The organism is Enterobacter sp. R-1.6.2, assembly GCF_035064085.1.
Classification (GTDB): Bacteria; Pseudomonadota; Gammaproteobacteria; order Enterobacterales; family Enterobacteriaceae; genus Enterobacter; species Enterobacter asburiae_B.
This window is the reverse complement of the sequence record NZ_JASEYI010000023.1, coordinates 1-25,027: the sequence shown is the minus strand read 5'-3', so window position 1 is coordinate 25,027 and position 25,027 is coordinate 1. Positions and strand designations below refer to the sequence as shown.

Genomic DNA, 25,027 nt, shown 5'->3' with positions numbered 1-25,027 from the left:
GATGACCTGTCCTGTAAAACTATAGTCCAGACAAAGGGAAGCGGGCTTATCAGAGGGTCGTTATAACGCTATCGAGGCGATCCATGGGTACCGGGCGGGAGAGATAATAGCCTTGCGCCGCCGCTGCGGGAGAGTTTTGCACATCACGCCACTCTTCCAGTGTTTCTACACCTTCAACAATCACGCCCTGGCAATAGCGGTTCATCAGCTGTAATAACAGCGTAAACAGATTCCGCCCTTCCGGGGTCTGACGCAGCATAATGAACAGGTCGCGGGCCACTTTGATGTAGTCGTAGCGCACCTCACTCAGGGCGGAGAAGTTCGCCATGCCGGTGCCAAAGTCATCCAGCCACAGCGGGCCGTATTCGCATATCGACGCAAACGAGGAGTCCTGCGGCAGACGGACATGCTCCACCAGCTCAAAGCGCATCCACGGCAGGGTGGCGATCAGCTCCTGCAATTTTGCGTTCTGACGCAGCGCCAGCAGGGTTGGACCATCGACGTTCACCGAGGCGAGGATATCGTGCTGTTCGAAAAAAGGTTGCTTCGTCGCCAGCATACGAAGCTGCTCTTCCAGCACGTCCAGACGCTGGCGAACGGCAACTTCGGCAAAATAGCGATCCGGCGCGATGCGCTGAGTAGGGTTTGAGGGATGCGTAACGACGGTCAAAATTTCAATTGCCATCAGTCGACCATCTGTTCGGTAGATCGGCTGATAGGTGTACGCACGCTCACATTGCAGCCAGTAGCGATGCTCCTGCAAGTTCTCAATACTTGCCTCAGGCGTAGTGCTCAGCCGCTGGATAACCTGCTCTGACTTCATTTCAGATGTCCTGTTGTTGGGATAGCCTTTCTGGACTCGTCACAGGATTATCGGCGCGACAATTGAGAACTTTATGTTCAATTCACCGGGAAAATGAAATTAAGATGACAGAAATGCGCGGGAACACGCGCTGGCTCAAATAAAATAATGGAACGTTGTTTTAATATAGTTGACCGGTTAATTCACTCAGCGCACACTGCTGATAATTCTTCTGTTCAGGTTCACGACTATGTCCAAAAAAATTGCCGTGATTGGCGAATGCATGATTGAGCTGTCACAAAAAGGCGCGGAAGTCAGCCGCGGATTTGGTGGCGATACGTTAAACACGTCCGTTTATATTGCCCGTCAGGTCGCGCCTGAGGCGCTCACCGTGAACTACGTGACCGCCCTGGGTACGGACAGCTTCAGCCAGCAAATGCTGGAGGCCTGGCAGAGTGAACATGTCGAAACGTCGCTGATTCAGCGTATGGAGAACCGCCTCCCGGGGCTTTATTACATCGAAACCGACAGCACCGGCGAACGCACGTTTTATTACTGGCGTAACGAAGCCGCGGCCAAATTCTGGCTGGAGAGCGACGCGGCCGCGGCCATCTGCGAAGAGCTGGCGACCTTTGACTACCTCTATCTGAGCGGGATTAGCCTGGCGATCCTGAGCCCTACCAGCCGTGAAAAGCTGCTCTCGCTGCTGCGCGAATGCCGTGCAAACGGCGGCAAGGTTATTTTCGATAACAACTACCGCCCGCGCCTGTGGGCCAGCCGCGAAGAGACGCAGCAGGTCTATCAGCAGATGCTGCAGTGCACCGATCTCGCCTTCCTCACGCTCGACGATGAAGACGCCCTGTGGGGTGAGAAACCGGTAGAGGACGTGATTGCACGCACGCAGGCGGCAGGCGTGAGCGAAGTGGTGATTAAGCGCGGGGCGGATTCATGCCTGGTAGCGGTGGCGGGCGAAGCGCTGGTTGACGTTCCGGCGGTAAAGCTTGCTAGAGAGAAAGTGATTGATACCACGGCGGCCGGTGATTCATTCAGCGCGGGCTATCTGGCGGTACGTCTGACGGGTGGAACGCCGGAAGCGGCGGCACAGCGTGGTCACCTGACGGCCAGCACGGTGATTCAGTATCGCGGGGCGATTATTCCGCGTGAGGCGATGCCTGTTTAAGGAGGGTGCGGGCTGATGCCCTCACCCTAACCCTCTCCCACAGGCCTGAGGGTTCCCCACAAAATAATGCCAGCACGGACTACCCCCTCTCCCTTGAGGGAGAGGGCTGGGGTGAGGGGGAACATACGGCTCTGGTGGTCATTCCGTTCACTTTATGTTCCTTGCTACTCTGTAACAACATGACTTGTGAACGTGCCAGGGTGGCTCAGGGCATCGCTGTAAGTCATTCATTTACCTGAAGCAACATTCATCGCTTCAGGTAAAAAATTACTGGGGATTACTCTCCCCCACAGGGAGAGTGGACGATGAACACCCCCTCCCTGTGGGAGAGGGAATGTTTAAGCATTACTGCCCCTGCGGAATATCCGTCGCGTCCGGATGTAAATCATCAGCCGTGGCGGCCTGCGCTGGCTGCGGCGCGGTAGCCATAATGGAATCCCAGGTCTTCTGAAGTTCCTTCATGTCATATTCCGGCTCGCCCTTCGGTTGCAGGAGGATCAACGCCATCTCCTGCGACAGCTGCTGACGGAGGTCCTGATTGAGCATCTCGACGGTCAGACCGTTCAGGAAGTCCTGACGCAGTTTCTGATACTGTTCCGGCGCAATGTCCACCACCTGATTCTGCAGGGAGCGAATACGCTGGCTGATCAGAATGTCGGTATCGGCGCGAGCGTAGGTCGCAAACAGCTTCTGCAGCTCAAGTTTTTTCTGCGCCACGAGAGCGTTGAATTCCTCTTCGGAAAGCCCCTCTTTACGCACTTTTGCCAGCTCTTTTGCGACCACGCCCAGATTAGCATTCAGCTTATCGCCCGGCGATTCAACGTTGATGGCACACTGCGCACGCTGGAACAGCACGCGGCAGTCAAAACCAAGACCGATATTCTTCACGTTGTTCTTGCTCAGCGTCTGCTGAACGTGCCAGAACAGCGCTTCACGCGCCAGATCGGCACGCCAGTAGCGCAACATCGCCGCGGACTCGCGGATGGGCTGCCAGGCGTTATCCCACATGACGGAGAGGCGATCCTGACGCACGGCGTCCGTCATAATGCTGACAGGCTCTGCACGCAGCGGAGAGAGCGTCGGGACAGGGGCTGGCGTTTCACGCTTGCCTTTCAAATCACCAAACGCTTTGTTGATCTGCTCCACCACCGCGCGGCTGTCCACGTTACCCACCACGATCAGCGTCATCGCATCCGGGGTATACCACTTCTGGTAGAACGATTTTACCTGTTCGGCGTCCACCGGCTGTTTCAGCGGTTCGGCCGGATCGTGTCCCAGTAACGTTGAGCCCTTCAGGCGGTAACGCCACCAGCCCTCTTTGGTATCCCCGGGCCAGGTCGCCACCATGTCGCTGTTGCTCAGCGCATAGTTGACGGTGTCCGGCGTAATCGCCAGATTGCCAGAGGCATCGGAGAGATACGTAAGCGCTTCTTTAAGCAGGTCGTTACGGTTATTTGGCAGGCTCAGGTTAAACATGGTGTAGTCATACGAGACCACAGCCGGAGGGAGCGGGCGTTTCGGATCGATGGCCTGCTGCCAAAGCGAACGCACCTGAACCGCTTGCAGGCTGCCGCTCTGCGTGAGCGCCAGCCGTGGAATAAAATGGCTAAAACCGGTTTGCTGAGTGCTTTCCGCGAGGGAACCGGTATTAATGGACAGACGGATTTCTACACGGTCACTGGGACGTTGCGGAGTGGCTAAAACCTGCCACTGAAAACCGTTCGCTAATGTCCCTTGTTGCCAGGCCGGGTCTGGCTGGAGCGCATCTGCCTGCACATAACTGGCTGCTGCCATCATCAGCAAACCGCCGGTTAAGAGTCGAATTTTTGTGCCCTGCATGTGAACCCCTGATCAACATTCCTGGTTAAAAAAGAGTGTTTCGCGACGCGCTTCACTCTTAAAGATGACGATGAAAACACGTCGATTAGACCGCGCGTTCGGCAAAACGTCACGGTCAGAAGTGAAATATACCCAAAAAAAATCTTGTCGAATTATGACAGGTACGAACAGTTATTATGCGCAGGAGCCCGCATCCCGACAAGGGAATACGGGCATTTGTGACAAGATTAAGAGGTTAAGCCAGGATTTTTGCTGTCAGTTGAACGGTTATTGAGAGTATCGTCGAGCTTTTTGTGATCTAGCTCTTTCACCCATTTCGCCACCACCACCGTCGCCACGCCGTTACCCACCAGGTTGGTTAACGCACGCGCCTCTGACATGAAGCGGTCGATACCGAGAATCAACGCCAGACCCGCCACCGGCAGGTGACCCACAGCGGAAATAGTAGCAGCCAGCACGATAAAGCCACTGCCCGTCACGCCTGCCGCGCCTTTAGAGGAGAGCAGGAGCACCACCAGCAGGGTAATCTGATGGAAAATATCCATATGGCTGTTGGTCGCCTGAGCGATAAACACGGCCGCCATCGTCAGGTATATCGAGGTGCCGTCCAGGTTGAAGGAGTAGCCCGTCGGGATCACCAGCCCGACCACCGATTTACGGCACCCCAGCTTTTCCATCTTGTCGAGCATACGCGGCAGCGCCGATTCTGAAGAGGAAGTCCCCAGAACGATCAGCAGCTCTTCGCGGATGTAGCGGATAAATTTGAAGATGTTGAAACCCGTCGCGCGGGCGATGGAGCCCAGCACCACGACCACGAAAAGGATACAGGTGATATAGAAGCAGATAATCAGCTGACCCAGCTGCACCAGCGTACCGACGCCATATTTACCGATGGTGAAGGCCATCGCGCCGAAAGCACCGATCGGCGCCAGACGCATGATCATATTGATGATGCCGAAAATCACCTGGGAGAAGCTTTCGATCACATTAAAGATAAGCTGGCCTTTGCTGCCCAGACGGTGCAGAGCAAAGCCAAACATCACGGCAAACAGCAGAACCTGCAGGATGTTTCCGCTGGCGAACGCGCCAATGACGCTGCCCGGAATCACGTCCAGCAGGAAGGCCACCACACCCTGATCCTTCGCCTGCTCGGCATATACCGCGACCGCTTTGGCATCCAGCGTTGACGGGTCTACGTTCATCCCCGCGCCCGGCTGCACCACGTTGACGATGATCAGACCGATAATCAGCGCAAGGGTACTGACCACTTCAAAATAGAGAAGCGCCACTGCACCGGTACGGCCGACCGCCTTCATGCTTTCCATGCCAGCGATGCCCGTTACTACCGTACAGAAGATCACCGGCGCGATGACCATTTTGATGAGCTTAACGAACGCGTCGCCAAGCGGTTTCATTTGCGCGCCCAGCTCAGGGTAATAGTGACCCAGCAGAATACCGATGGCGATGGCTGTCAGGACCTGGAAATAAAGACTTTTGAAGAGTGAGGTTTTCATAAGGTGTCCTTGGGAAGAAAAACCACAGGCTTTGTAAGGTTATGGTTAACCTGCGGCTTTAAAATAACACCCACATAACAGGACAGAAATAAACTCAGTTCAAATTTGAAACACAAATGTTAAGAACTTTGAGCTGGCTCGCACAAGCCAGCAACAAAATTACACTTTTGCGTTATTGTCAGCACCAGAAAGGTATCGTTCTTCAAAGACATCCGAAGGAACAGCAGGGGCAAAAAGGAAGCCTTGTCCGCTCTCCACGCCCGCCTCTGCCAGCCATGCGCGTTGCGCTTCGGTTTCAATCCCCTCGGCAATAAGATGCAGGTTGAGGCTGCGCGCCATCTGGATAATCGCCTGCACCATGCTGCTGTCGCCCGGCAGACCGTCGACAAACGCTTTGTCAATTTTGAGCACGTCCACCGGAAGGGTTTTCATGTGCTGAAGCTGACGCAGCCCGGCGTACCCCATGCCGAAATCGTCCAGCGCAATGCGAATGCCGGCATTACGCAGCGGTTTCAGGATCGCGACCGCCTGATTAGGGTCGTCTATGCGACGGCTCTCCGTCACTTCCAGAGTTAACGTATCAGGCTTGATTCGGTAACGATGGATCAGCTCCAGCATCTCTGAAACCATGGTCGGGTGCATAAGCTGCAGGGCAGACAAATTGACCGACAGCGGCAGCGTCACGCCGCGCTCCTGCCAGGCGGCAAGCTGACGGCAGGACTCCTCCAGCACCCAGTAGCCGACGGTAACCATCAGGCCACAGGACTCAATGCGCTCAATCAGCCCTTCCGGCAGCTCCCATGAACCATCCGGCTGCTGCACGCGCAGCAGTGCCTCGGCGCTTTTCACTTCTCCCGTCAGCAAATTCACCTGCGGCTGTAGCCAGAGGGCAAACTGGCGGTTATCCAGCGCGGTCAGGATGTCGCTCTCTTCCGTCAGGCGCTGCTGCGCCTTTTCCATCTCTTCCGGCGCGAAGAACTGGATCTGATTTTTCCCTTTGCGCCGGGCGGTGAACGCCGCCGAGAACGCGCGATGATAAAGCTGCTCTGCCGTTAAATCGCCATAGTACATCGCAATACCGATACTGGCGCTTGGACGAAGCTGGATACCCTGAATGGGCAACCGCTCATTAATGACAGTGAGTACTTGCTGACCTAAAGTGATCGCATGCCAGGGCTCTTTTACGCCGTTGGCAATCACCACAAGGTCGTAACCGCTGACCTGGGTCAGCACCATGCGCGGGGCAAGGACAGACTTCACTTTTTCCACCAGGGTCAGCAGCAGCATTTCGCGCTGGCTCTCCCTGAGCACGCCAGCCGTGTCCTGCAGGGTTTCACAGGCGATAACCATCAGCGCCGTGGTTTGCTGACGGGCAACGGTCTGCTCCAGCATCGCCATCAGGAAGGCTTTATTGGGAAGCTCCGACACCGGGAAGCGCGTGGCGCTGCTGTTTAACTCATCCTGCTGGCGCTGAATGCGCTGCTGGTTGAGGTTGTAGCTGCGCACCAGCATGCCTATCTCATCGTCATGATGCAGACGCGGCAGCTCAAGCTGATGCCCCATCTGATCCTGCGGCGCAAGCGTATTCAGCTCGCGGGCGATACGGCGCAGCGGATGAACAATCAGCCGGTTAATGCACCAGGTGAGCGCCACGCTGAGAATAAGCGTCATAAGTAAGCAAGTGGTCACTAACGTAACCACCCAGCTCATGACGAATTTATACATGCGGTAGGAATCCGCCTGTAATACCAGGTAGGCCAGCGGCTGCGGATTGGCAGGGCGTTCAAGCGAATAAACGGGCAGCGAAATCTGCACCGGCAGTTCAAACAGGCGCATCACCATCATTGGGACGGGACGCTCCGGGATAAAGCTCATCCGCAGCGCCTGAAACTGGTTGGGCAAGACCACATCGGCGCGGCTAACGACGCCGGCAGGCTGAATGCGTTTTAAAATGGTTTCCGCTTCGGGAATATCCCCTTTCAGGATAGCGGCAGAGAGCGGGCCGCGCACCGAGCGCGCGATACTTTCTAACTGCGAAGCCGTGTTATAGCGATTCTGCTGTACGGAATGAAACAGCAAAATTACGCAGAAGAGCAGTACAAACAGCACGGTGACGGCAGAAACCATCGCCATCTGTTTGATTGTTAAGGAACGGCTGACACGCAAAATGACTCTCCACAAAACTCGAAGCGCAGGGCGCGCCAGGGTGTAAACCTGGCGCGCCTGAGTATACCCGATTGCCGCGCTATTAAGAGAGACTTACAAATGGATTAAGGATAATCCGATTACCAGTCCGCGTAAGGGATGAGCGGCTGCGGCGGTAAGTCCATATCGCCCTGCCAGCCTGCAGCAGAGTAACGCACATAGATCAGCGCATGGCTTGGGGTATAGTCTTTCGCTTCCTGAATATCCACGCCCATGCCCACAAACCAGTTGGACGTTACGCGGCGTTCGATAATGGCCCGCGCGGTATAACCCGTGCCAGAGGAACTGCTGCCGGTTTCCATCACGCCCCGGTCGGTATAGCGGTCTGGCTCATCGGTCGGGATCAGATTCTGGATCGGGTAGCGCAGTTCGTCTTTGGTTTTCGAGTGAGACCAGGACACCGAGCCGCCCAGCTCCCAGGACCAGTTCTCCGTGCGTTTACGCCAGGTCACCGGCAGTGCGAAGGAGACATACTCCTGCGGGCTGTAGTAGCCGCCCTGACCCAGGGTATAACCGCTCAGGTCTTTGTCGTAGTGCCAGAGCATATTGGAGACGCCGACCGTCAGGCGCTCGTTGTTTTTATTAATGAGCTTGTAGTAGTAACCCGTCATCCAGCGGACGCGCCAGTTATCTTCCACATTTTTACCCGTCAGCGTTTCCGCGTTCAGGCTTGACCAGACGCCGTTCGCTTCCCCTTTGTCATAGCTCATGCTTACGCCGCCACCGGTGGCACGTACGCCGCCCCAGGTGGTGCCGGTGTTGGTATCTTTTTGCCCGGCGAACGCCAGCAGAGAGCTGGAGATGGGGCGGCGATGGGCGTTAACGGTATAGCCGATGGGGCCCAGATCGCTGCTGTAGCTGATGCCGCCCACCACGTCGACGACGTCAAAGCCCATTGGCGTGGTGCCAATATCCATCGCCCAGGTTTTATTCTGCCAGCCGACGGCGACGCTTGCGCCATTGTCGGACTGATGGGTGTTGCCGCTACACGGCGTTTCGTAGCAGGTCCCCCATTTTGGATCGTAGGTCCCGTTATTGTTATCAAATGAACCGGCGTCCATGTTGACCAGATCGCTTCTGAAGAACATGCGCCCGTCAGACAGCGGAGCATCCACCTGCAGCATGGTAGTGTGCGCTTTCAGGTCAGAATAGCCGCCCGTGCCGCTGGAGCCCCAGTAGTCGTGCTGCAGCGTGACGTTAACATCCTGCTGACGGTACAAGTCACCAGCATCGCTGCGCACGCCGCGCTTCAGCCAGTCGTCTTTTTCATCGTTACGCGTCAGACGGGTGAAACTGTCGTTGTCGGCCGGACGCGTCGTGGTGATACCCGTAGACACCATCGCGTCTTTATAGGTTTCCAGCGCCTGCTGAGGCTGACCGTTTTGCGCCTGGAAACGCGCGGCATCACGTAACACCAGCGCGTTTTCCATGGAGCCGGGCTGCGATTTAGCCTGCGGAATGATTTTGTTGAAGGTCTGTTCTGCGGCAGCGGAATCGCCCAGACCTGCCTGCGCCATCGCGATCCGGCGCTGCATGTTGAGCGACAGCGGCTGGCCGTTTTGCGCGGCGGGCAGTTTCGCCAGCTCTGCGCGCGCGGCATCTTTGTCGCCCTGCGCGCTATAAATCTCGGTCAGGCCGAGGATCGCGTCTTCGTTCTGCGGTTCACGCTGCAGAACGGCGTTATACGTCGTTTTTGCCGACGCCAGATCGCCACGCTGCTGCGCCCAGTCCGCCAGCGTCAGGTCGATGCGGGTGGAGGTCGGCTGCTGACGCAGAAGGTTTTCCGCCTCCTGCTCTTTGCCGCTATCGCGCAGACGGTTGGCGGTTTCCAGCACCTGGTTGCTTTGCAGGCGGTCGGCAAGCTCCTGAATATTGCCGTTCCACTGGCTGCGCGGCAGCGTGTCCAGATGCGCCAGCGCGGCGCGGTCCTGATCGTTACCGGAAAGATAGAGCCCGCTGGCGTACACCTGATCCGGATCGGTCGGTTTCTGGCTGGCAAGCTGACGCATCAGGGTATCCGCCTGGCTGCGCTGACCCGCGCTGTAGAGATCGCGCGAGAGACGATAGGTTATCCAAACGTCGCCGGGAGAGAGCGCCAGACGACGGCGCTGAATCTCTGCCGCCTGGGCGTATTTTCCCTGATTTTCCAGCTGTTCTGCCTGAGCGGAGAGCTGCTCGTTGGTCAGACTGCGTTCAATATCATCAATGCTCCGGCGCTGGCTGGCGGAGAGAGACTGGATAAACTGCGAGGCCTTCTCCGGGGACTGCGCGCGGTAAATATTAGCCAGGCCGCGGACCGCATTGCTGTTGCCGCTGTCCATACGCAGCGCCTGGCGATAGTAACGTTCCGCCGCGTCATTATCTTTACGCGCCGCGGCGGCATCGCCCAACCCCAGCACGGCATAACTGTCGGTATTGTCGATACTGCGCGCCTGCTGATAGTAACGCTCCGCCTGCGCAGGGTTATTCGCCTTCAGGGCCGCATCGCCCTGCTGGATCAGCAGCCAGTAGCGGTTGACCTTCAGCAGACTGTCCCATTTACCCCGGTTATCGCTCTGGGGATCGAGGGCAATCGCCTTTTCAAACTGCGCCACCGCGCGGGCGCGGTCGCCTTTCTGGGAATAGGCCTGGCCAAGGGCACCCACCGCTTCACTGTCGGCATGGTTGGCGCTGACGGCTTTTTGCAGCTCAGCCACCGCCTTACTTCCCTGCCCGGCATCCACCGCCGCCAGCCCTTCCGCTTTCGCGCGGAACGCCGGGTCAGCGAGCTGTTTTTGCTGTTCTTCGAGCTGGGCACGCGCCGCCGCGACGCTATCGCCGTCACTGAATACGCTCAGGTATTTTTGCAGCGCGCTGACGCTGGCGCTGCTGGCAGGCTGGCCTTTGATTTGGTCATACCACATATCAGACGCCTGGCTGCGCCCGTTGGTCGATTTAGCCATCTCCTGCAATACCGCAAAGCCTTCATCACGGCGTCCGCTCTGGAACAAAAGCTGGGACAGCGTCGCCTGCAGCTGCGTATTTCCGGGGCTGCTGGTATTGATTTTCTTGAGCTGGTTAATGGCCGCATTCCGGCGAGCAGGATCTTTGGCGACCACATTCCAGTATTCCGTCGCCACGTCGCCGCCCGGCGGGTTGCCGTCAAACAGCTTGTCATAGGCTGCAATCGCCTCCTGCGTGTGTCCCGTGGTGGCGAGCAAACGCGCCTGCTGGAGCTGCTGGCGGCCATCCGGCGTGGACAGCAGCATCGTGTTGCGTGATGACTGGTATGCACTCGAGCCCGGCGCGATCCCTTTCAGACGATCCAGCTCTTTTTGCGCACCGGCGTTATCGCCCTGGCGCAGCAGGTAGCGAAAGCGTGCGGCAATGACGTCAGGGTTGTTCGGGTCAATCAGCTCAAGACGGTAAAGCGACTGACGAACCAAATCCTCACGCTGTGTCGATTCGCCCAGCCGAACCTGTTCCAGCAGCTGTTTCTGCTGCGGAGAGTTAGCGGCTTCAGCCATCGGCATCAGTGCCAGGCCAAGCGATAAAGTGAGTAGATTTACTGTGAACTTGCGCATTCCTGGCCCCAATCCGGTATTAATTCACCTTTTGCGGTGAAGCGAAAACGATGCTGATCCCATCCTTGCCCAAAGAGAGTCAGCACGTAGCTGTAATAGGCATTGTTATCGGGAAAATGGTCCGCAACGCGCTGGCGCTGAACCGCCTGGGCATCACGTTGTTGTAAAAACGGTAGCATGGCGGCAGAGAACCCGACCGGGCCATTCCCGGTGCGTTTACCCGTCGCCACATCCACTTTCTCCGGCGGCACACCCCGTTTCATTGTCTTTGCCGCCATCGGCTGGAAGCGCGTCAGCAGCCGGGCTTTCTGAGGATCTTTATCACTCATCATTCCCACCCAGAGATAAACGCGGATGGCGTCGTAGCCGCCCACCAGCGATTTATCCTGCTGTAACCGCCAGCCTTTGTTTTTCTGATACTGAACCCAGTCCGGCGAAAACCCTTTCGGCGCGCTCTCCAGCAGCAGACGCTGATTGGTTTCACGAAGCTGGGTCCACGGGGGACCAAAGCGCGTGAAATAACTCGCTAACTGCGGAGGAAGATAGCTGGGGTTAAAACGCCAGACGTTTTCATCGGCAAAACCGACTTTACCGGGAAGCAGCATTGCGCCGAGCCCCGGCACTTTCACCACTTCCTCACTGACAATGTGTTTCAGCAGCGCCTTACCCGTGCGGGTATAGTCCGGATGTTTCCACAACCGGCCCGCTTCGAGCAGAGACCAGGCGATCCAGACATCGGCGTCAGAGGCGGAGTTGGTATCAATCACCGCCCACGTCTCTTTATCTTTCTGGCCCCATAGCCAGGCGGGCAGATGGTCGTTGAGATTGCCGCTGGCAAGATTATCGCGCGTCCAGGTCAGCAGCTGGTCAAACGCGCTGCGATCGTTCGCCGCAAGGGCAAAGAACAAGGCGTAGCTTTGCCCTTCAGAGGTCGTAATTTTGCGCGTGTCGCTGGGATCAACGACACGCCCGCCCTCACTGATGTAATCCTTTTTAAACTGCTCCCAGGCAGGCCAGGTACAGGCGGCGCGAAGAGGAAGCGCCGCCAGCATCAACGCTGCTAATGCACACCAGCGAAAGGCTTTCATCACATCTTACTCATCCGGGTTCAGGCGACGACGGCTGATGATACGCAGCAGACGCCACAGCACCCATGCCAGCAAGACCACGCTGACCGCCGCCAGGATGGCGAGCAGAACCGGATGGTTAGCCAGCGCATACCACAGGCGTTCGAACCACGGCAGATGGCCCACGTAGTACACGTCGCCCACGCGCAGGCTATTGACGCCGGACTCACGGATCACCGAAACGGATCCAAACATCGCGGCACGTTTACCGCTGTCGTTCATGGCCGTATTGAGCAGTTCATATCCGCGCGGGCTGTCCGCCAGGAGAGCCACCACGCTACGCTGTTCGTTGTAAGGTGACTGGAAGCCCACCACCGCGGCCATTGCCCCCTGAGACGTTACCGTCGTCTGCGCGCTGGCCTGACGGTCGTTCATATCCGGCATAATGCTCGGGAACTCGGTCTGACGCAGCGGCGTGTTAACCCAGGACTGGGCCGCTTTCACCAGCAGATCGATACGTTTGTCATCCTTCAGCTTATCCGGAATGGTACCGATCACCATGATGTCAGCATCTTTGTTCTGGATCTGGCTGCCATCGTCCGTCAACGTGACGTTAATCGCCGGTAATCCCGTCTGTCCTCCAACGGTCGCCATGGTATCCAGCAGGGTCGTAACCTGCCCTTCGCTTGGCGCTTTTGGCATCACAACGATGGACTCAGAGAGATCGGCCATGCGGCTGAACGGGAAGCCCGCGTTAGCAAAGGCGCGCAGATCCGGCATCGCCAGGAAGTGATAGTACTTCGAGAAGTCGATAGTCGACTCATCGCCAATCACGACGTGGTTCTGTACGGGCTGGAAGGTGATGCAGTTTTCCGCAGAACCGCCAGGCATTGGGTTCATGTACTGGAAGTCAAAGCGCAGCTGGTTTATCGCGCCCAGCTTCAGTGCCGGGATGGAGACATCCGTTTTACCGTCCAGCAGCCCCTGCAACACCGGCAGGCGAAGCATCAGGCGGTTAGTATCCTGCGTGCTTTGCAGGCTGAACGATTGCAGGAACTGGTTGTTCAGGCTGATATCCATGCGCGAGCTGTCTTTGGTCGCTGGCGCGGTATAACGGTAGTTCAGATTGATATCAATGCCGTTGGTACGCAGCAGATACAGATCCGGCGGCAGATTCAGTGACAGGCTAATCGGCGCTGGCTCAAGCCCCGTCGCCTGCAGCTGTTCTTCATAGGTTTTCAGTTCGCCAAATGTCACCGCACGGTCGGTACGCACCCAGTTTGGCGCATCATAAGGTTTACGCGCCAGCAGCGGTTTGACCTCATCCACTACAACGCTGTTGCCACGGAAAAGGACGTTGCCCTGGGCAATCGCTTTTGCTGCCTGCACCAGATCTTTATCATCACGGCCAAACACCACCAGCAGCTTCACGTACGGGTTTTCCGGGTGGCTTATCATCTCAACGGTCGGCGCTTTGACGTCCGGATGATCGCGCAGGAAGGCCGGGCGTTTCGAGTTGGTCGCAAACACAATCGCATTTCTGTCCGGCAGTTTGTCATACATCGCCGGGAAGCTCTGTCCACGCCAGCCGGCACGTGAACCAAACCAGGACGCCACAATGGTGGCCGCCAGCTGCTCGGTCACGTCCGGGGATGATGCAAACACCATCGGCAGCGTGAGCGGACGGTTATCACGCGGATCGAAGAACGGAACCGGGAATGCCGAGAGATCGTTTTTCAGCGCCAGCGACTGGTAGGTCATCTGCAGTGAGGAGTTACGCCCGACGTCCATCCACAGCGTGTTGCTGGCCGGGTTTTCGCAGACATCGCGGTAGTGGCCGACAAATTCCAGACGGATACGGTTAAAGTCGGTGATGAACAGCGGGTTGATCGGCACCTGCGCCTGGGTTTTCTTGCCCAGCTGCTCTTTGGTGACCGGCAGTACGTCCATCAGCTCATCATTCAGGTAGACCTTCAGCTGGGACTGCGTCGGCAGCAGAGACGGCGACGGCGTGTATTCCAGGTTCAGCACCGCATTAGAGACGACCTCATCGCTGCGCATGCCAAACTCAATGCCGCCGTTAGGGTTGATGCCGCGCAGCACCATACTGCCCGGAGGCGGTGCAATTTGCGCGAAGGTCAGCTTCACGTCCCGCGACGGCGCATTGTCCGCAACGACGGGCGCATTCGCCCCCCGGACGCCCGGCATCACCTGCCCGATGACCTGGCCGTCTGCCGGCAGGGTGTTCCCCTCCGTTGGCTGGTTCGGCATGATATTTTCTGTTTGACCAGGTGCCGCGGTGACAACCGGATCGGTTGCTTGCGCGACGACAGGTACCGTTGGCGCAGGCGTTGCCGCTGCGTTACCAGGAGCTGCGTTAGCCATTGTTGCGGGGAGAACATTCATCCCCATTGCCACTGCACATAACCAGGAAAGTTTTGTTTTCATCGCGTTATCATCATTGTTGAGCCATAACCGGGCCCGCCTGCTTCGCCTCATCCCGCTCAGGACGACGAGGAATGAACGACACGACCCAGGAAACCAGCGAAGTAAGTGACCGGAAAATTAATTTCACCGACGACGGGGCGAATTCTGCAAGGTGACGATAGCCACGGAACCCCAGCTTCAGAATATCCAGCAGGCTTTCCAGAGGTTTATCTTCCGGGAAGCTGTCCTGCCAGAGAGCCCACGTATCCGCGCGGGCAAACGTACACTGCACAAAATCGATATGTTGCTTTTTGGTCAACGGCATCAGCTGCAAACCGACTTCATTGCCCGCCACGCGCACAACCTGCGTCGGGAAGACATACTCCTGCTGGCCGCGCTTAAGCAGCAGGTTAACTTTCTGGCCTTCCAGCACCTTCGCCTGGCCGTTGATTTTGATCCCCAGACCACCGTCAGAGAAGTCGTGCACGGTACAGGAGAAGAGGTGGCCATCTTCACGGGCGATCGCCGCAGGCATGCAGATTTCAACGCGATGCGCGCGACGAACCTGTTTACTCTCCACCGACACCGCTACCGCGCCGCCGAGGATAATCAGGTTGTAGAAGACCCAGGCCATACTCACAAAGACGGTCAGGATTTCGTTTTCCGGGCCGTAGAAGTAACGCCAGATACCGGCGATGACGCCAACGATATTCAGCAATACCAGGAAGATATACGGACGGGAGATCACCCAGTCGACGTACTCTTCTTCCACCAGGCCGCCCTTGGCGGTGACGTTAAATTTCCCTTTGTGCGGGTTAATCAGCGCCACCATCGTCGGCGGTGCGATATACCAGGCCAGCACCGTTTCGTAGATTTCACTCCAGAAGGAATGGCGGTATTTACCCTGTATCTTCGAGTTCGTCAGGCTCGCGTGGATCATGTGCGGCAGAACAAACAGCGCAATCATCAGCGCCGGGGCGTAAATGATATAAGCGTGAAGGAGCAGGAACGCCAGCGGCGCGGTCAGGAAGATCAGCCGCGGGATACCGGATAAGAAGTGGAACATGGCGTTGACGTAGCAGAGACGTTGCGCCAGCTTGAGCCCTTTCCCAATCAGTGGGTTATCGAGACGGAAAATCTGCACCATGCCGCGCGCCCAGCGAATACGCTGACCAATGTGCGCCGACAGTGACTCCGTTGCCAGACCGGCGGCCTGCGGAATACGCATATACGCCGAGGTATAGCCACGACGGTGCAGGCGCAAAGAGGTATGCGCATCTTCAGTGACCGTTTCGACGGCGATACCGCCAATTTCATCCAGCGGCTTACGGCGGATAACCGCACAGGAGCCGCAGAAGAAGGTGGCATCCCACATGTCGTTTCCGTCCTGCACCAGGCCATAGAACAGCGTGCCTTCGTTCGGGGTTTTGCGGAAGCGGCCAAGGTTACGTTCAAACGGATCCGGCGAGAAGAAGTGGTGCGGCGTCTGCATCATCGCCAGCTCTTTCTCCTTCAGGAACCAGCCCATGGTCATCTGCAGGAACGAGCGCGTCGGCACGTGGTCGCAGTCAAAGATTGAGACAAACTCCCCTGTGGCATACTTCAACGCGTTGTTGATGTTCCCGGCTTTCGCATGCTCGTGAGTCGGACGGGCGATGTACTCGACGCCGACCTCCTCTGCGAACTGGCGGAACGCCGGACGGTTGCCGTCATCCAGGATCCAGACCTTGAGCTTGTCTTTCGGCCAGTCGATGCCCAGCGCGGCATAAATGGTGTTTTTCACCACGCTCAGATCTTCGTTGTAGGTCGGTACAAAGAGATCAACAGACGGCCACTGCGCGGTGTCTTTAGGCAGCGGAACCGGCTGGCGGTTGAGCGGCCAAATGACCTGGAAATAGCCCAGTACCAGCACGATCCAGGCGTAGGTTTCGGCAAACAACAGCACCAGGCCGCACACCAGGCTGACCGGGTCGTCCCAGTTCAGGGTTGAGGTATAACGCCACCAGATGTAGCGACAGGAGACGGTCAACGACAACACAATCAGCATCAGCGCCGAGAAGCGGCCCGGAATACGGCGGACCAGCAGCGCCACGCCCCACAGCAGGATCAGGAAGGTGAACTGCGCCAGAGGGTTGAAAGGCTGCGTAATACAGACCAGCGCCAGAATGAGCGAGAACACGACGATCACGCCGAGGATAAAACGCCGCAGGCCCGGGTGAAGATGCCCGAGCTCTTTATGGTTATCCAGATGGCTGGTCTTATCGCTTACGCTGTTGGGCAGTCTGTCCAGCCACTGGTGGTAGCGCTCACGTAACTGCTGAACCCGGGAGAAGCTGCGCCAGTGCGGCGTTATTTTCTCTGAGCGGGATGACGTGACCACCAGCCAGATGGCCTGAATGAGATAGCGCGCCGGATCCAAAGGACGCGGCCGGTTGGGATTAATATGCGGATATAGCTCACTGTGCCGGGCACGTATGCGCTGCCAGCGCGGGTGTTCGAGTGGAATAAACATCCAGGCCAGAATCATCCAGAAGCAGCCGAGCGCGGCGCTAAATGCCGAAGCACCGTGCCGGCGGAAATGCCGGTAATGTTCGCTCAAACGCGAACTGACCGGTGGGATGAGTAACCAGCTGGCGAGACGACTCATACAGAACTCCCTGCATGCTCCGCCCTGTTGGCGAAGTTCAGCAGACACCAGTTAGCCAGCGTCAGGATCTCTTCTGCCGCCAGTGAATCGCTGCGGTATTCGCCGAGCGGTTGCTTAGACGCTAGGCATTCCGCCATCCCCTCATCACGATGGATGACAATGGGAAGCAGACGGCGCTGGCTTTGCAGCCAGACCTGATACAGATCGTCCTGGATCTGGCTGCCAATGCGCAAATCGTTAATCAGAAGATGAGCGTTCTGAGGCAGCCCCTGCTGATGCAGGCGGATATGGCAGTTCGCATCGACGTTGACGATGGAAAGTATATGATCGCACTGGGCGATAAGCTGTCGAGTGAGCGTGCCGGCGCCGTGCGGCAGATCCAGCAGGATCCACTTGTAGTGCCCCTTTTCTTTCAGGGTTTGCAGCGCCAGCGTGAATTGCGAAAACAGGCGCTGATACGCGGCTTCATTCTCGCGTTCCGTGGTGGTCAGTTGCCCAAACGGCAGCAGATCAAGCTGGGAGGTATAGCGCATCCCCGCATCCTGCCAGTCTTTATCATCAAGCAGCGCGCGGGCCCAGCCCTCTTCACGAGAAAAGTCGACGTTAAACGACATACGCAACAAATTATCGGCGCAGGCGTCAATAACCAGCACCGATTCACCTAAAAGCTGTAATGACCACGCCAGCGCCGCGGTAACTGATGTGGTACCCACACCGCCACGGACACCCTGTAATCCGAGTATGGCCATCAATGGCTCCCTTATTGTTGATGGGCGAATTCAGCTAATAACGGCCAGCGTTTAATAGCCGCGGCCAACTGTTCCCGCTGGGAAATATCGGTGTAATCTATTTCAGGTAAAGAAAAGGCCTGCGTCAGCGCCAGAAAATCGTTTTGGAATGTGTAACCCAGAGTCGAGTCGACTGGGGTTCCAGGTTCGTTATTATCCATTCTTTTTCCATCCCTTTAAGGAAAATCGCACGCTAAAGAAGTTGCGGGGCTTCCTGCCCTGACAAATTTCATTTACATGCTAAATCTGATGTTCTTTAATTTCAATGTTAGGTTTATTTCTACGCTTTCGCTAGTAAACTGAGATACAGATAAATTAGACGAAAAGAGGGACACCGTGGACTCCATATTTTCTATTGGCATCCAGTCATTATGGGACGAATTGAGCCACATGCCAGTCGGAGGAGTCTGGTGGATTAATACGGACCGTAATGAAGATGCTATCAGTCTGGTAAACCAGACAATTGCTGCTCAGGATAAGGATTCCCGCGTGGCCGTCATTAGCATGGGCGAAGATCCGAAGAAAATTATTACGCTTGAAAGTGGTCGCGGCCCCCAGACGGTGCGATTATTTTCCATGACATCGGAAGCCGATAGTCTATACTTTTTGTCCCGCGACGTTCAGTGCTCTATTGATCCGGATCACTATTTTGTGATTCTGAAATGCGCAAATAACGTCCTGCAAAATATGCCCGCTGAAAAACTACTGCCCTGGCTGGAAAAAATCAATAAATGGGCAAAATTTCAAAATTGCACGCTATTGATAGTCAATCCCGGCAGTAATAATGACAAGCTGTTCTCACTTTTAATGGGCGAATATCGCTCCCTGTTCGGTCTGGCAAGCGTTCGTGACCAGGCAGGCAGCTATCTCTACGATATTGCATTCTGGTGTAATGAAAAAGGCGTGAGCGCCAGGCAACAGCTTACGCTGAAACATATTGAGGGCGAGTGGCACCTGGCGCAGCAGGAAGAAACCGTGGTGCAGCCGCGTAGTGATGAAAAACGCATCCTGAGCCATATCGCGGTTTTAGAGGGGGCACCCGCCCTGTCGGAAAACTGGACGCTGTTTGAATCTAACGAAGCCCTTTTCCATGAAGCCCGCACAACCCAGGCGGCAACCCTTATTTTCTCGCTGATGCAGAATAACCAGATTGAGACGCTGGCACGACAAATCCACACCTTACGCCGCCAGCGCGGCAGTGCGTTGAAAATCATCGTGCGCGAAAATAATACCAGCCTGCGCGCCACCGATGAGCGCCTGCTTCTCGGCTGCGGCGCCAATATGGTTATTCCATGGAATGCGCCGTTGTCACGCTGCCTGACGCTTATCGAAAGCGTTCAGGGCCAGCAGTTTAGCCGCCACGTACCGGAAGATATTTCCACGCTGCTCTCCATGACGCAGCCGATGAAGCTGCGTGGGTACCAAAAATGGGATACCTTCTGCGACGCCGTCGGCAACATGATGAACAACACGCTTCTTCCTGCTGACGGAAAAGGGGTCATGGTTGCCCTGCGTCCTGTACCGGGTATTCGCGTTGAACAGGCTCTCACCTTATGTCGCCCGAACCGTACAGGGGACATCATGACCATTGGCGACAATCGCCTGGTGCTGTTTTTGTCCTTCTGCCGGGTAAACGATCTCGATACGGCGCTTAACCACATCTTCCCTCTGCCTACAGGGGATATTTTCTCGAACCGTATGATTTGGTTCGAAGATAATACGATTAGCGCGGAGCTGGTGCAGATGCGTGCGCTCCAGCCTGAACAATGGGTTAAGCCGCTCGCTATCAAGAGCGATGCCAAACCGATCCTCAATGCCAGGCATGATGGACACGTCTGGCGTCGGGTTCCGGAACCCCTTCGCTTATTAACAGACAACGCGGAGAACGCATCATCATGAACATCAGCGATATCATTCAACTGGTTATATTCTGTGCGCTGATCTTTTTCCCGCTTGGCTACTATGCGCGCCATTCCATCCGCCGTATCCGTGATACGGCCAGAGTGCTGTTTATTAAACCTCGCTATGTAAAACCAGCCGGAACACTGACACGGGCATCACACGTCAAGGCAGACCGAAAACATGACTAATTCTACCTATACCGCTTCGTCACCCTCGCCGCTCTGGCAATACTGGCGCGGCCTTTCCGGCTGGAACTTCTACTTTCTGGTGAAGTTTGGCCTGCTGTGGGCAGGCTATCTGAATTTCCATCCCCTTCTCAACCTCGTGTTTATGGCCTTCCTGCTGATGCCGCTGCCGAATATCAGGCTACATCGCTTGCGCCACTGGGTCGCTATACCTGTCGGCTTTGCGCTGTTCTGGCATGATACCTGGCTACCGGGGCCGGACAGCATTATGAGCCAGGGGTCGCAGGTGGCGGGCTTTAGCGCCAGCTATGTCCTCGATCTGACCGAGCGCTTTATTAACTGGCAGATGATTGGCGCGGTATTTGTGCTGCTGGTTGCCTGGCTGTTCCTGTCACAGTGGATCCGCGTCACGGTGTTTGTCGTCGCGATTATGATCTGGCTTAACGTGCTGACGCTGGCTGGGCCGAACTTTTCGCTGTGGCCTGCCGGTCAACCGACCACCACGGTGACCACCACAGGGGGAAGCGCGGCGGCAACCGTCACAACGGCAGGCGATACGCCTGTGGTGGGTGATATCCCAACCCAGACCGCACCGCCTACTTCTACAAACCTGAACGCTTGGCTCTCCAGTTTCTATACCGCGGAAGACAAGCGACAGACTAAATTCCCGGATGCGCTGCCGGCGGATGCTCAGCCGTTTGAACTGCTGGTGATCAACATCTGCTCTCTCTCCTGGGCCGACGTGGACGCCGCCGGTTTGATGTCTCATCCGCTGTGGTCACACTTCGATATTCAGTTTAAAGATTTCAACTCTGCCACCTCGTACAGCGGCCCGGCGGCGATCCGCCTGCTGCGTGCAAGCTGTGGTCAGACATCGCATAAAAACCTGTATCAACCCGCCGGCAACCAGTGTTATCTGTTCGATAACCTCGCAAAACTGGGCTTTACGCAACACCTGATGCTGGGGCATAACGGCCAGTTCGGTAACTTCCTGAAAGAGGTGCGCGAACAGGGTGGTATGCAGGCACCGCTGATGGATCAAACCGGTCTTCCCGTCTCTCTGCTGGGCTTCGACGGTTCGCCCGTTTATGACGATACTGCCGTCCTGCAGCGCTGGCTTCAGACCATCGAAAAAGACAGCAATCCACGCAGCGCGACGTTCTTTAACACCCTGCCGCTACACGACGGTAACCATTTCCCGGGCGTGAGCAAAACGGCTGATTATAAAGTGCGTGCGCAGAAGTTCTTTGACGAGCTGGACGCGTTCTTCACGGAGCTGGAAAAATCAGGCCGTAAAGTGATGGTGGTTGTGGTACCTGAGAACGGTGGTGCGCTGAAAGGTGACAGAATGCAGGTGTCGGGTCTGCGTGATATCCCAAGCCCGTCCATCACCAACGTGCCTGCCGGCATTAAATTCTTTGGTATGAAGGCACCGCATCAGGGCGCACCGATTGAGATTACACAGCCAACCAGCTATCTGGCGATCTCAGAGCTGGTTGCCCGCGCCGTTGACGGGAAGCTGTTTGTGGAGGATAGCGTGAACTGGGATCAGCTCACCAGCAACCTGCCGCAAACCGCAGAGGTCTCAGAAAACGCTAACGCGGTCGTCATTCAGTATCAGAACAAACCGTACGTTCGCCTGAACGGCGGGGATTGGGTACCGTATCCGCAGTAACAAGGTATGACTTCCCTCTCCCCATCGGGGAGAGGGATAATGTCGACATTATTGCTGGGCGATCCACACCAGCATTTTCAGACTTGCCGAATAGTAGTCGTCTTTAGAGGTGATTTCGGGTTCACCGGAAGACTGCCCCATCGTGAAATCACGTACAGCCAGCAGGCCGCCTTCCATCATGTAGGGCGCATATTCGTTGGTCGCGACGTTAACCCAGGCGGGCGTTTGTTCCCGGGGGAACTGACCGAACCAGGCCTTCCACGGCGTCAGCAGTGGGCTTTGCTTATCAGACCAGGCAACGTACAGCGGAACACGAATCGCGTCATAGCTCATTCGCGGCGGCCAGCCTTTGGCAGGAGCCAGCTTGCCACCTGATGCCAGTGAAACCCAATCAGTGGGCAGATTCGCTTTACCCGAGCCCATTTTCCCCAGCAGGCGTTTCCCGTCCTTAATCAAATCGCGCCAGACCGGCAAATGGCTGCATCTGGCGAAAGCTTGCCAGGCCGGAAACACGAAATAGGAAGGATTAAGGACGACTTCACCCTCAAGCTTAAACCCCTGGACGCCGGGCAGCATCACGCGGTAACCGGCATAGCGGATCACGCTGTGGTCAATCAGTGCTTTGGTAATTGCATCCGATGCGGCGCTGTAGCGCTTGTCATGCCAGCGGGCGTCGGCTTTCAGCAACGCCCAGGCAATCAGCACGTCGCCATCTGCAGCGTTGTTTTTGTCGGCGACCGGGTTGGACTCTGCGGGGTTATAGCGCCAGTAAAACAGACCATTTTCTTTGTTCTTTAGCCGACTGTCTGTCCATTGCCAGAGCTTATCGAACGTGGCTTTATCGTCGTTGGCCACCGCCATCAGCATGGCAAAACCCTGACCTTCCGTATGCGACACGCCGCCATTACCGGTATCAACAATACGGCCTTCCGGTTTGAAAAAGCGGGCCTTGTAACTCTCCCAGGCCCGATCCGCATGAGAGAGAGGCGAAAACAGCACACTCATCATGACGGCCAGCGTTGCGTAGACGGGTTTTCGCATAATTAACTCGATCCGGTTATTCGGCACTTCGCAGTGAAATCTCACCGCCCATCCAGGGTTTGATCACGCCATCCTGCTCAAGAAGCAGCGCGCCCTGTGCGTCAATACCGCGCGAAGTTCCGTAGATCTCTTTATCACCAATCAGCAATTTCACCGGGCGGTTGATGAAGTTATCCAGCTTTTCCCAACGAGACAGGAACGATGCCAGCCCTTCCTGCTCAAAAAGCGTGAGTGAACTGCGCAACTCTTTAATCATACGCACGGCAAGGGTGTTGCGATCGATGACGATCCCCGCCTCCTGGAGGTTAGTCCAGGCCTGATTCACCACATCATTTTGTACATTGCGCATTACCATGTTGAGGCCTGCGCCGATGACGATTTGCGCTGCATCGCCCGTTTTTCCCGTCAGTTCGACCAGAATGCCGGCAAGTTTACGATCGTTGAGGTAGAGGTCATTAGGCCATTTAACGCGTACTTTATCCGCCCCCAGATCGTGCAGCACTTCCGCCATGACGATGCCGATGACCAGACTCAGACCAATGGCAGCGGCCGGGCCCTGCTCGAGTCGCCAGTACATGGACAGATAGAGGTTAGCGCCAAATGGCGAAAACCATTTGCGACCGCGACGGCCGCGACCGGCCTGTTGATATTCAGCAACGCAGGCATCGCCGGATTTCAGCTCAGGCAGACGATCCAGAAGATACTGGTTCGTCGAATCAATCACCGGCAGCACCGCAACATTGCCGTGTCCGATCTGGCTGCGGATCGCTTCTTCATTCAGCAATTGAATCGGCTCCGGCAGGCTGTAGCCTTTTCCGGGAACCGTGAACACATCAACACCCCAGTCGCGAAGCGTCTGGATATGTTTATTGATAGCAGCACGGCTCATGCCAAGCTGCTCACCCAGCTGCTCGCCAGAATGAAACTCGCCGTCAGCAAGGATGCTAATCAGGGTTAAGGGAACGGTATTGTCCTTCACGCGATAGCCTCCACGGCATTAACTTCACCTGTGCAGCCAATGAAGCGAACTTCTGGCTCCAGCCAGACGTTAAATTTTTCGCCCACACGCTGACGAACATAATGAGCCAGCTGTACAACATCATCGCTGGTCGCATCGCGCTGATTAACCAGCACCAGAGCCTGCTGCTGGTGAACGGCAGCACCGCCTACTGAAGTGCCTTTTAGCTGGCATTGATCGATAAGCCATCCCGCGGCAAGCTTCACGCTGCCATCCGCCTGAGGGTAATGTGGCGCGGCTGGCCATCCTTCAAGAAAGACTTTTGCATTTTCGCTGCTGATAACCGGGTTTTTGAAGAAGCTTCCTGCGTTTCCGTTTACTTTTGGATCGGGAAGTTTGGTCATCCGCATATGGCAAACGGAATCAAAAACGTCGCGGGCGGTTACGGTAGCCGGATCGAGACGCGTTAAATCCCCGTAGGTCAACACGGGCTGCCAGTCCTTCGACAGACGCAGGCCCACGGCAACAATCACGTAGCGATCCTGATATTCATGTTTGAAGATACTGTCACGATAGCCAAACCGGCACTGTTCCGCCGTTAAACGCTTTGCCGTTCCGGTTGCCAGTTCGATGCAGTCGACATATTCACAGACATGTTTCAGTTCGATGCCGTAGGCACCGATGTTTTGAATAGGTGACGATCCGGCGCAGCCTGGAATAAGCGCAAGGTTTTCCAGGCCCGGCATCCCTTTTTCGAGGGTGAATTGCACCAGATGATGCCAGTTTTCTCCGGCCCCCACGTGCAGGTGCCAGCTGTCGGCACGCTCTTCCACATCAATTCCCATGATGCGGTTAACGATCACCGTTCCCGCAAAATCATCGAGAAACAGGACATTACTTCCTTCGCCCAGAATCAGTACGGGTTCGTTATTTTCAGTTGCGCTTTGCCATGCATCCAGCATTTGCTGTGCAGTATCGGCACGTACAATTTGTTTAGCATTGCGTTGAATGCCAAAGGTATTCCAGGGCTTAAGGGAGTGGTTCATAGACGCTATCCTGATGCAAAAACGCAGGTAGTTTACCGTATAAGCAGGGCGTTGGGGGATTAGTTTGTGCAGCGTATAAACGCAAAAAGGCCATCCTTTCGGATGGCCTCTCTACTTAATTGATGCCTGGCAGTTCCCTACTCTCACATGGGGAGACCCCACACTACCATCGGCGCTACGGCGTTTCA

General features: G+C 56.2%; 17 protein-coding genes. 4 read left to right on the top strand and 13 right to left on the bottom strand.

Features of this window, described 5'->3' with window-relative positions; translation table 11 throughout:
• Positions 1-49: 49 nt before the first annotated feature.
• Complete coding sequence (gene pdeH, locus QMN93_RS20560) at positions 50-823, bottom strand: cyclic-guanylate-specific phosphodiesterase (protein ID WP_023309584.1); 774 nt, start codon at positions 821-823, stop codon at positions 50-52.
• Between the two features lie 229 nt (positions 824-1,052).
• Here pdeH and QMN93_RS20555 point away from each other — a divergent pair, with 229 nt between their 5' ends.
• A complete protein-coding gene (locus QMN93_RS20555; protein ID WP_069303402.1) occupies positions 1,053-1,982 on the top strand; it encodes a sugar kinase in 930 nt (309 codons plus the stop codon).
• 345 nt (positions 1,983-2,327) lie between these two features.
• On the opposite strand, the gene QMN93_RS20550 is transcribed toward QMN93_RS20555, so the two are convergent.
• From QMN93_RS20550 to bcsR, 9 genes are all read right to left on the bottom strand, one after another.
• Positions 2,328-3,821: a pitrilysin family protein gene (locus QMN93_RS20550; protein ID WP_033146870.1), complete on the bottom strand. Its 1,494-nt coding sequence runs from the start codon at positions 3,819-3,821 to the stop codon at positions 2,328-2,330.
• A 227-nt stretch (positions 3,822-4,048) separates the two neighbouring features.
• Positions 4,049-5,335, bottom strand: coding sequence for a dicarboxylate/amino acid:cation symporter (locus tag QMN93_RS20545; RefSeq protein ID WP_023309587.1), 1,287 nt, complete (start codon positions 5,333-5,335; stop codon positions 4,049-4,051).
• Between the two features lie 159 nt (positions 5,336-5,494).
• The gene (gene hmsP / locus QMN93_RS20540; protein ID WP_064673669.1) at positions 5,495-7,501 is read right to left on the bottom strand and encodes a biofilm formation regulator HmsP; all 2,007 of its coding nucleotides are present in this window, start codon (positions 7,499-7,501) and stop codon (positions 5,495-5,497) included.
• Positions 7,502-7,620: 119 nt separating this feature from the next.
• Entirely contained in the window at positions 7,621-11,103 is a 3,483-nt protein-coding gene (gene bcsC / locus QMN93_RS20535) for a cellulose synthase complex outer membrane protein BcsC (protein ID WP_039263029.1), read from the bottom strand.
• Entirely contained in the window at positions 11,085-12,191 is a 1,107-nt protein-coding gene (gene bcsZ / locus QMN93_RS20530) for a cellulose synthase complex periplasmic endoglucanase BcsZ (protein WP_064673668.1), read from the bottom strand. Before bcsZ ends, bcsC begins: the two co-directional genes overlap by 19 nt.
• Before the next feature lie 6 nt (positions 12,192-12,197).
• A complete protein-coding gene (bcsB, locus tag QMN93_RS20525) occupies positions 12,198-14,618 on the bottom strand; it encodes a cellulose biosynthesis cyclic di-GMP-binding regulatory protein BcsB (protein WP_064673667.1) in 2,421 nt (806 codons plus the stop codon).
• 10 nt (positions 14,619-14,628) lie between these two features.
• Complete coding sequence (bcsA, locus tag QMN93_RS20520; protein ID WP_193140177.1) at positions 14,629-17,244, bottom strand: UDP-forming cellulose synthase catalytic subunit; 2,616 nt, start codon at positions 17,242-17,244, stop codon at positions 14,629-14,631.
• On the bottom strand, positions 17,241-17,993 hold the full coding sequence (gene bcsQ, locus QMN93_RS20515; protein WP_023333774.1) for a cellulose biosynthesis protein BcsQ: 753 nt from the start codon (positions 17,991-17,993) through the stop codon (positions 17,241-17,243). The genes bcsA and bcsQ overlap by 4 nt, the downstream gene beginning before the upstream one ends.
• Before the next feature lie 11 nt (positions 17,994-18,004).
• Positions 18,005-18,193, bottom strand: coding sequence for a cellulose biosynthesis protein BcsR (gene bcsR, locus QMN93_RS20510; protein ID WP_008503237.1), 189 nt, complete (start codon positions 18,191-18,193; stop codon positions 18,005-18,007).
• A 175-nt stretch (positions 18,194-18,368) separates the two neighbouring features.
• Between bcsR and bcsE the strand changes: the two genes are divergently transcribed.
• From bcsE to bcsG, 3 genes are read left to right on the top strand one after another with little or no spacing between them, the layout of a single operon-like run.
• Positions 18,369-19,931, top strand: a complete 1,563-nt coding sequence (bcsE, locus tag QMN93_RS20505) for a cellulose biosynthesis c-di-GMP-binding protein BcsE (RefSeq protein ID WP_182382800.1) — start codon at positions 18,369-18,371, stop codon at positions 19,929-19,931.
• Complete coding sequence (bcsF, locus tag QMN93_RS20500) at positions 19,925-20,122, top strand: cellulose biosynthesis protein BcsF (RefSeq protein WP_024908822.1); 198 nt, start codon at positions 19,925-19,927, stop codon at positions 20,120-20,122. The genes bcsE and bcsF overlap by 7 nt, the downstream gene beginning before the upstream one ends.
• Positions 20,115-21,794 (top strand): cellulose biosynthesis protein BcsG, encoded by a 1,680-nt coding sequence (bcsG, locus tag QMN93_RS20495; protein ID WP_323619957.1) that lies wholly within the window; start codon positions 20,115-20,117, stop codon positions 21,792-21,794. Before bcsF ends, bcsG begins: the two co-directional genes overlap by 8 nt.
• 48 nt (positions 21,795-21,842) lie before the next feature.
• On the opposite strand, the gene QMN93_RS20490 is transcribed toward bcsG, so the two are convergent.
• The 3 genes from QMN93_RS20490 to murB are packed head-to-tail and all read right to left on the bottom strand — an operon-like array spanning position 21,843 to position 24,839.
• Positions 21,843-22,835 carry a glycosyl hydrolase family 8 gene (locus QMN93_RS20490; protein WP_193140179.1) on the bottom strand — a complete coding sequence of 331 codons (993 nt, stop codon included), beginning with the start codon at positions 22,833-22,835 and terminating at the stop codon, positions 21,843-21,845.
• A 16-nt stretch (positions 22,836-22,851) separates the two neighbouring features.
• Positions 22,852-23,814, bottom strand: coding sequence for a bifunctional biotin--[acetyl-CoA-carboxylase] ligase/biotin operon repressor BirA (gene birA / locus QMN93_RS20485; RefSeq protein ID WP_033146880.1), 963 nt, complete (start codon positions 23,812-23,814; stop codon positions 22,852-22,854).
• On the bottom strand, positions 23,811-24,839 hold the full coding sequence (murB, locus tag QMN93_RS20480; RefSeq protein ID WP_193140181.1) for a UDP-N-acetylmuramate dehydrogenase: 1,029 nt from the start codon (positions 24,837-24,839) through the stop codon (positions 23,811-23,813). Before murB ends, birA begins: the two co-directional genes overlap by 4 nt.
• Positions 24,840-25,027 lie beyond the last annotated feature (188 nt).

Bases quoted from the DNA above. Each gene is read 5' to 3' on its own strand.
- pdeH (WP_023309584.1), bottom strand. From the start codon at position 823: ATGAAGTCAGAGCAGGTTATCCAGCGGCTGAGCACTACGCCTGAGGCA.
- QMN93_RS20555 (WP_069303402.1), top strand. From the start codon at position 1,053: ATGTCCAAAAAAATTGCCGTGATTGGCGAATGCATGATTGAGCTGTCA.
- QMN93_RS20550 (WP_033146870.1), bottom strand. From the start codon at position 3,821: ATGCAGGGCACAAAAATTCGACTCTTAACCGGCGGTTTGCTGATGATG.
- QMN93_RS20545 (WP_023309587.1), bottom strand. From the start codon at position 5,335: ATGAAAACCTCACTCTTCAAAAGTCTTTATTTCCAGGTCCTGACAGCC.
- bcsC (WP_039263029.1), bottom strand. From the start codon at position 11,103: ATGCGCAAGTTCACAGTAAATCTACTCACTTTATCGCTTGGCCTGGCA.
- bcsZ (WP_064673668.1), bottom strand. From the start codon at position 12,191: ATGAAAGCCTTTCGCTGGTGTGCATTAGCAGCGTTGATGCTGGCGGCG.
- bcsB (WP_064673667.1), bottom strand. From the start codon at position 14,618: ATGAAAACAAAACTTTCCTGGTTATGTGCAGTGGCAATGGGGATGAAT.
- bcsA (WP_193140177.1), bottom strand. From the start codon at position 17,244: ATGAGTCGTCTCGCCAGCTGGTTACTCATCCCACCGGTCAGTTCGCGT.
- bcsQ (WP_023333774.1), bottom strand. From the start codon at position 17,993: ATGGCCATACTCGGATTACAGGGTGTCCGTGGCGGTGTGGGTACCACA.
- bcsR (WP_008503237.1), bottom strand. From the start codon at position 18,193: ATGGATAATAACGAACCTGGAACCCCAGTCGACTCGACTCTGGGTTAC.
- bcsG (WP_323619957.1), top strand. From the start codon at position 20,115: ATGACTAATTCTACCTATACCGCTTCGTCACCCTCGCCGCTCTGGCAA.
- QMN93_RS20490 (WP_193140179.1), bottom strand. From the start codon at position 22,835: ATGCGAAAACCCGTCTACGCAACGCTGGCCGTCATGATGAGTGTGCTG.
- murB (WP_193140181.1), bottom strand. From the start codon at position 24,839: ATGAACCACTCCCTTAAGCCCTGGAATACCTTTGGCATTCAACGCAAT.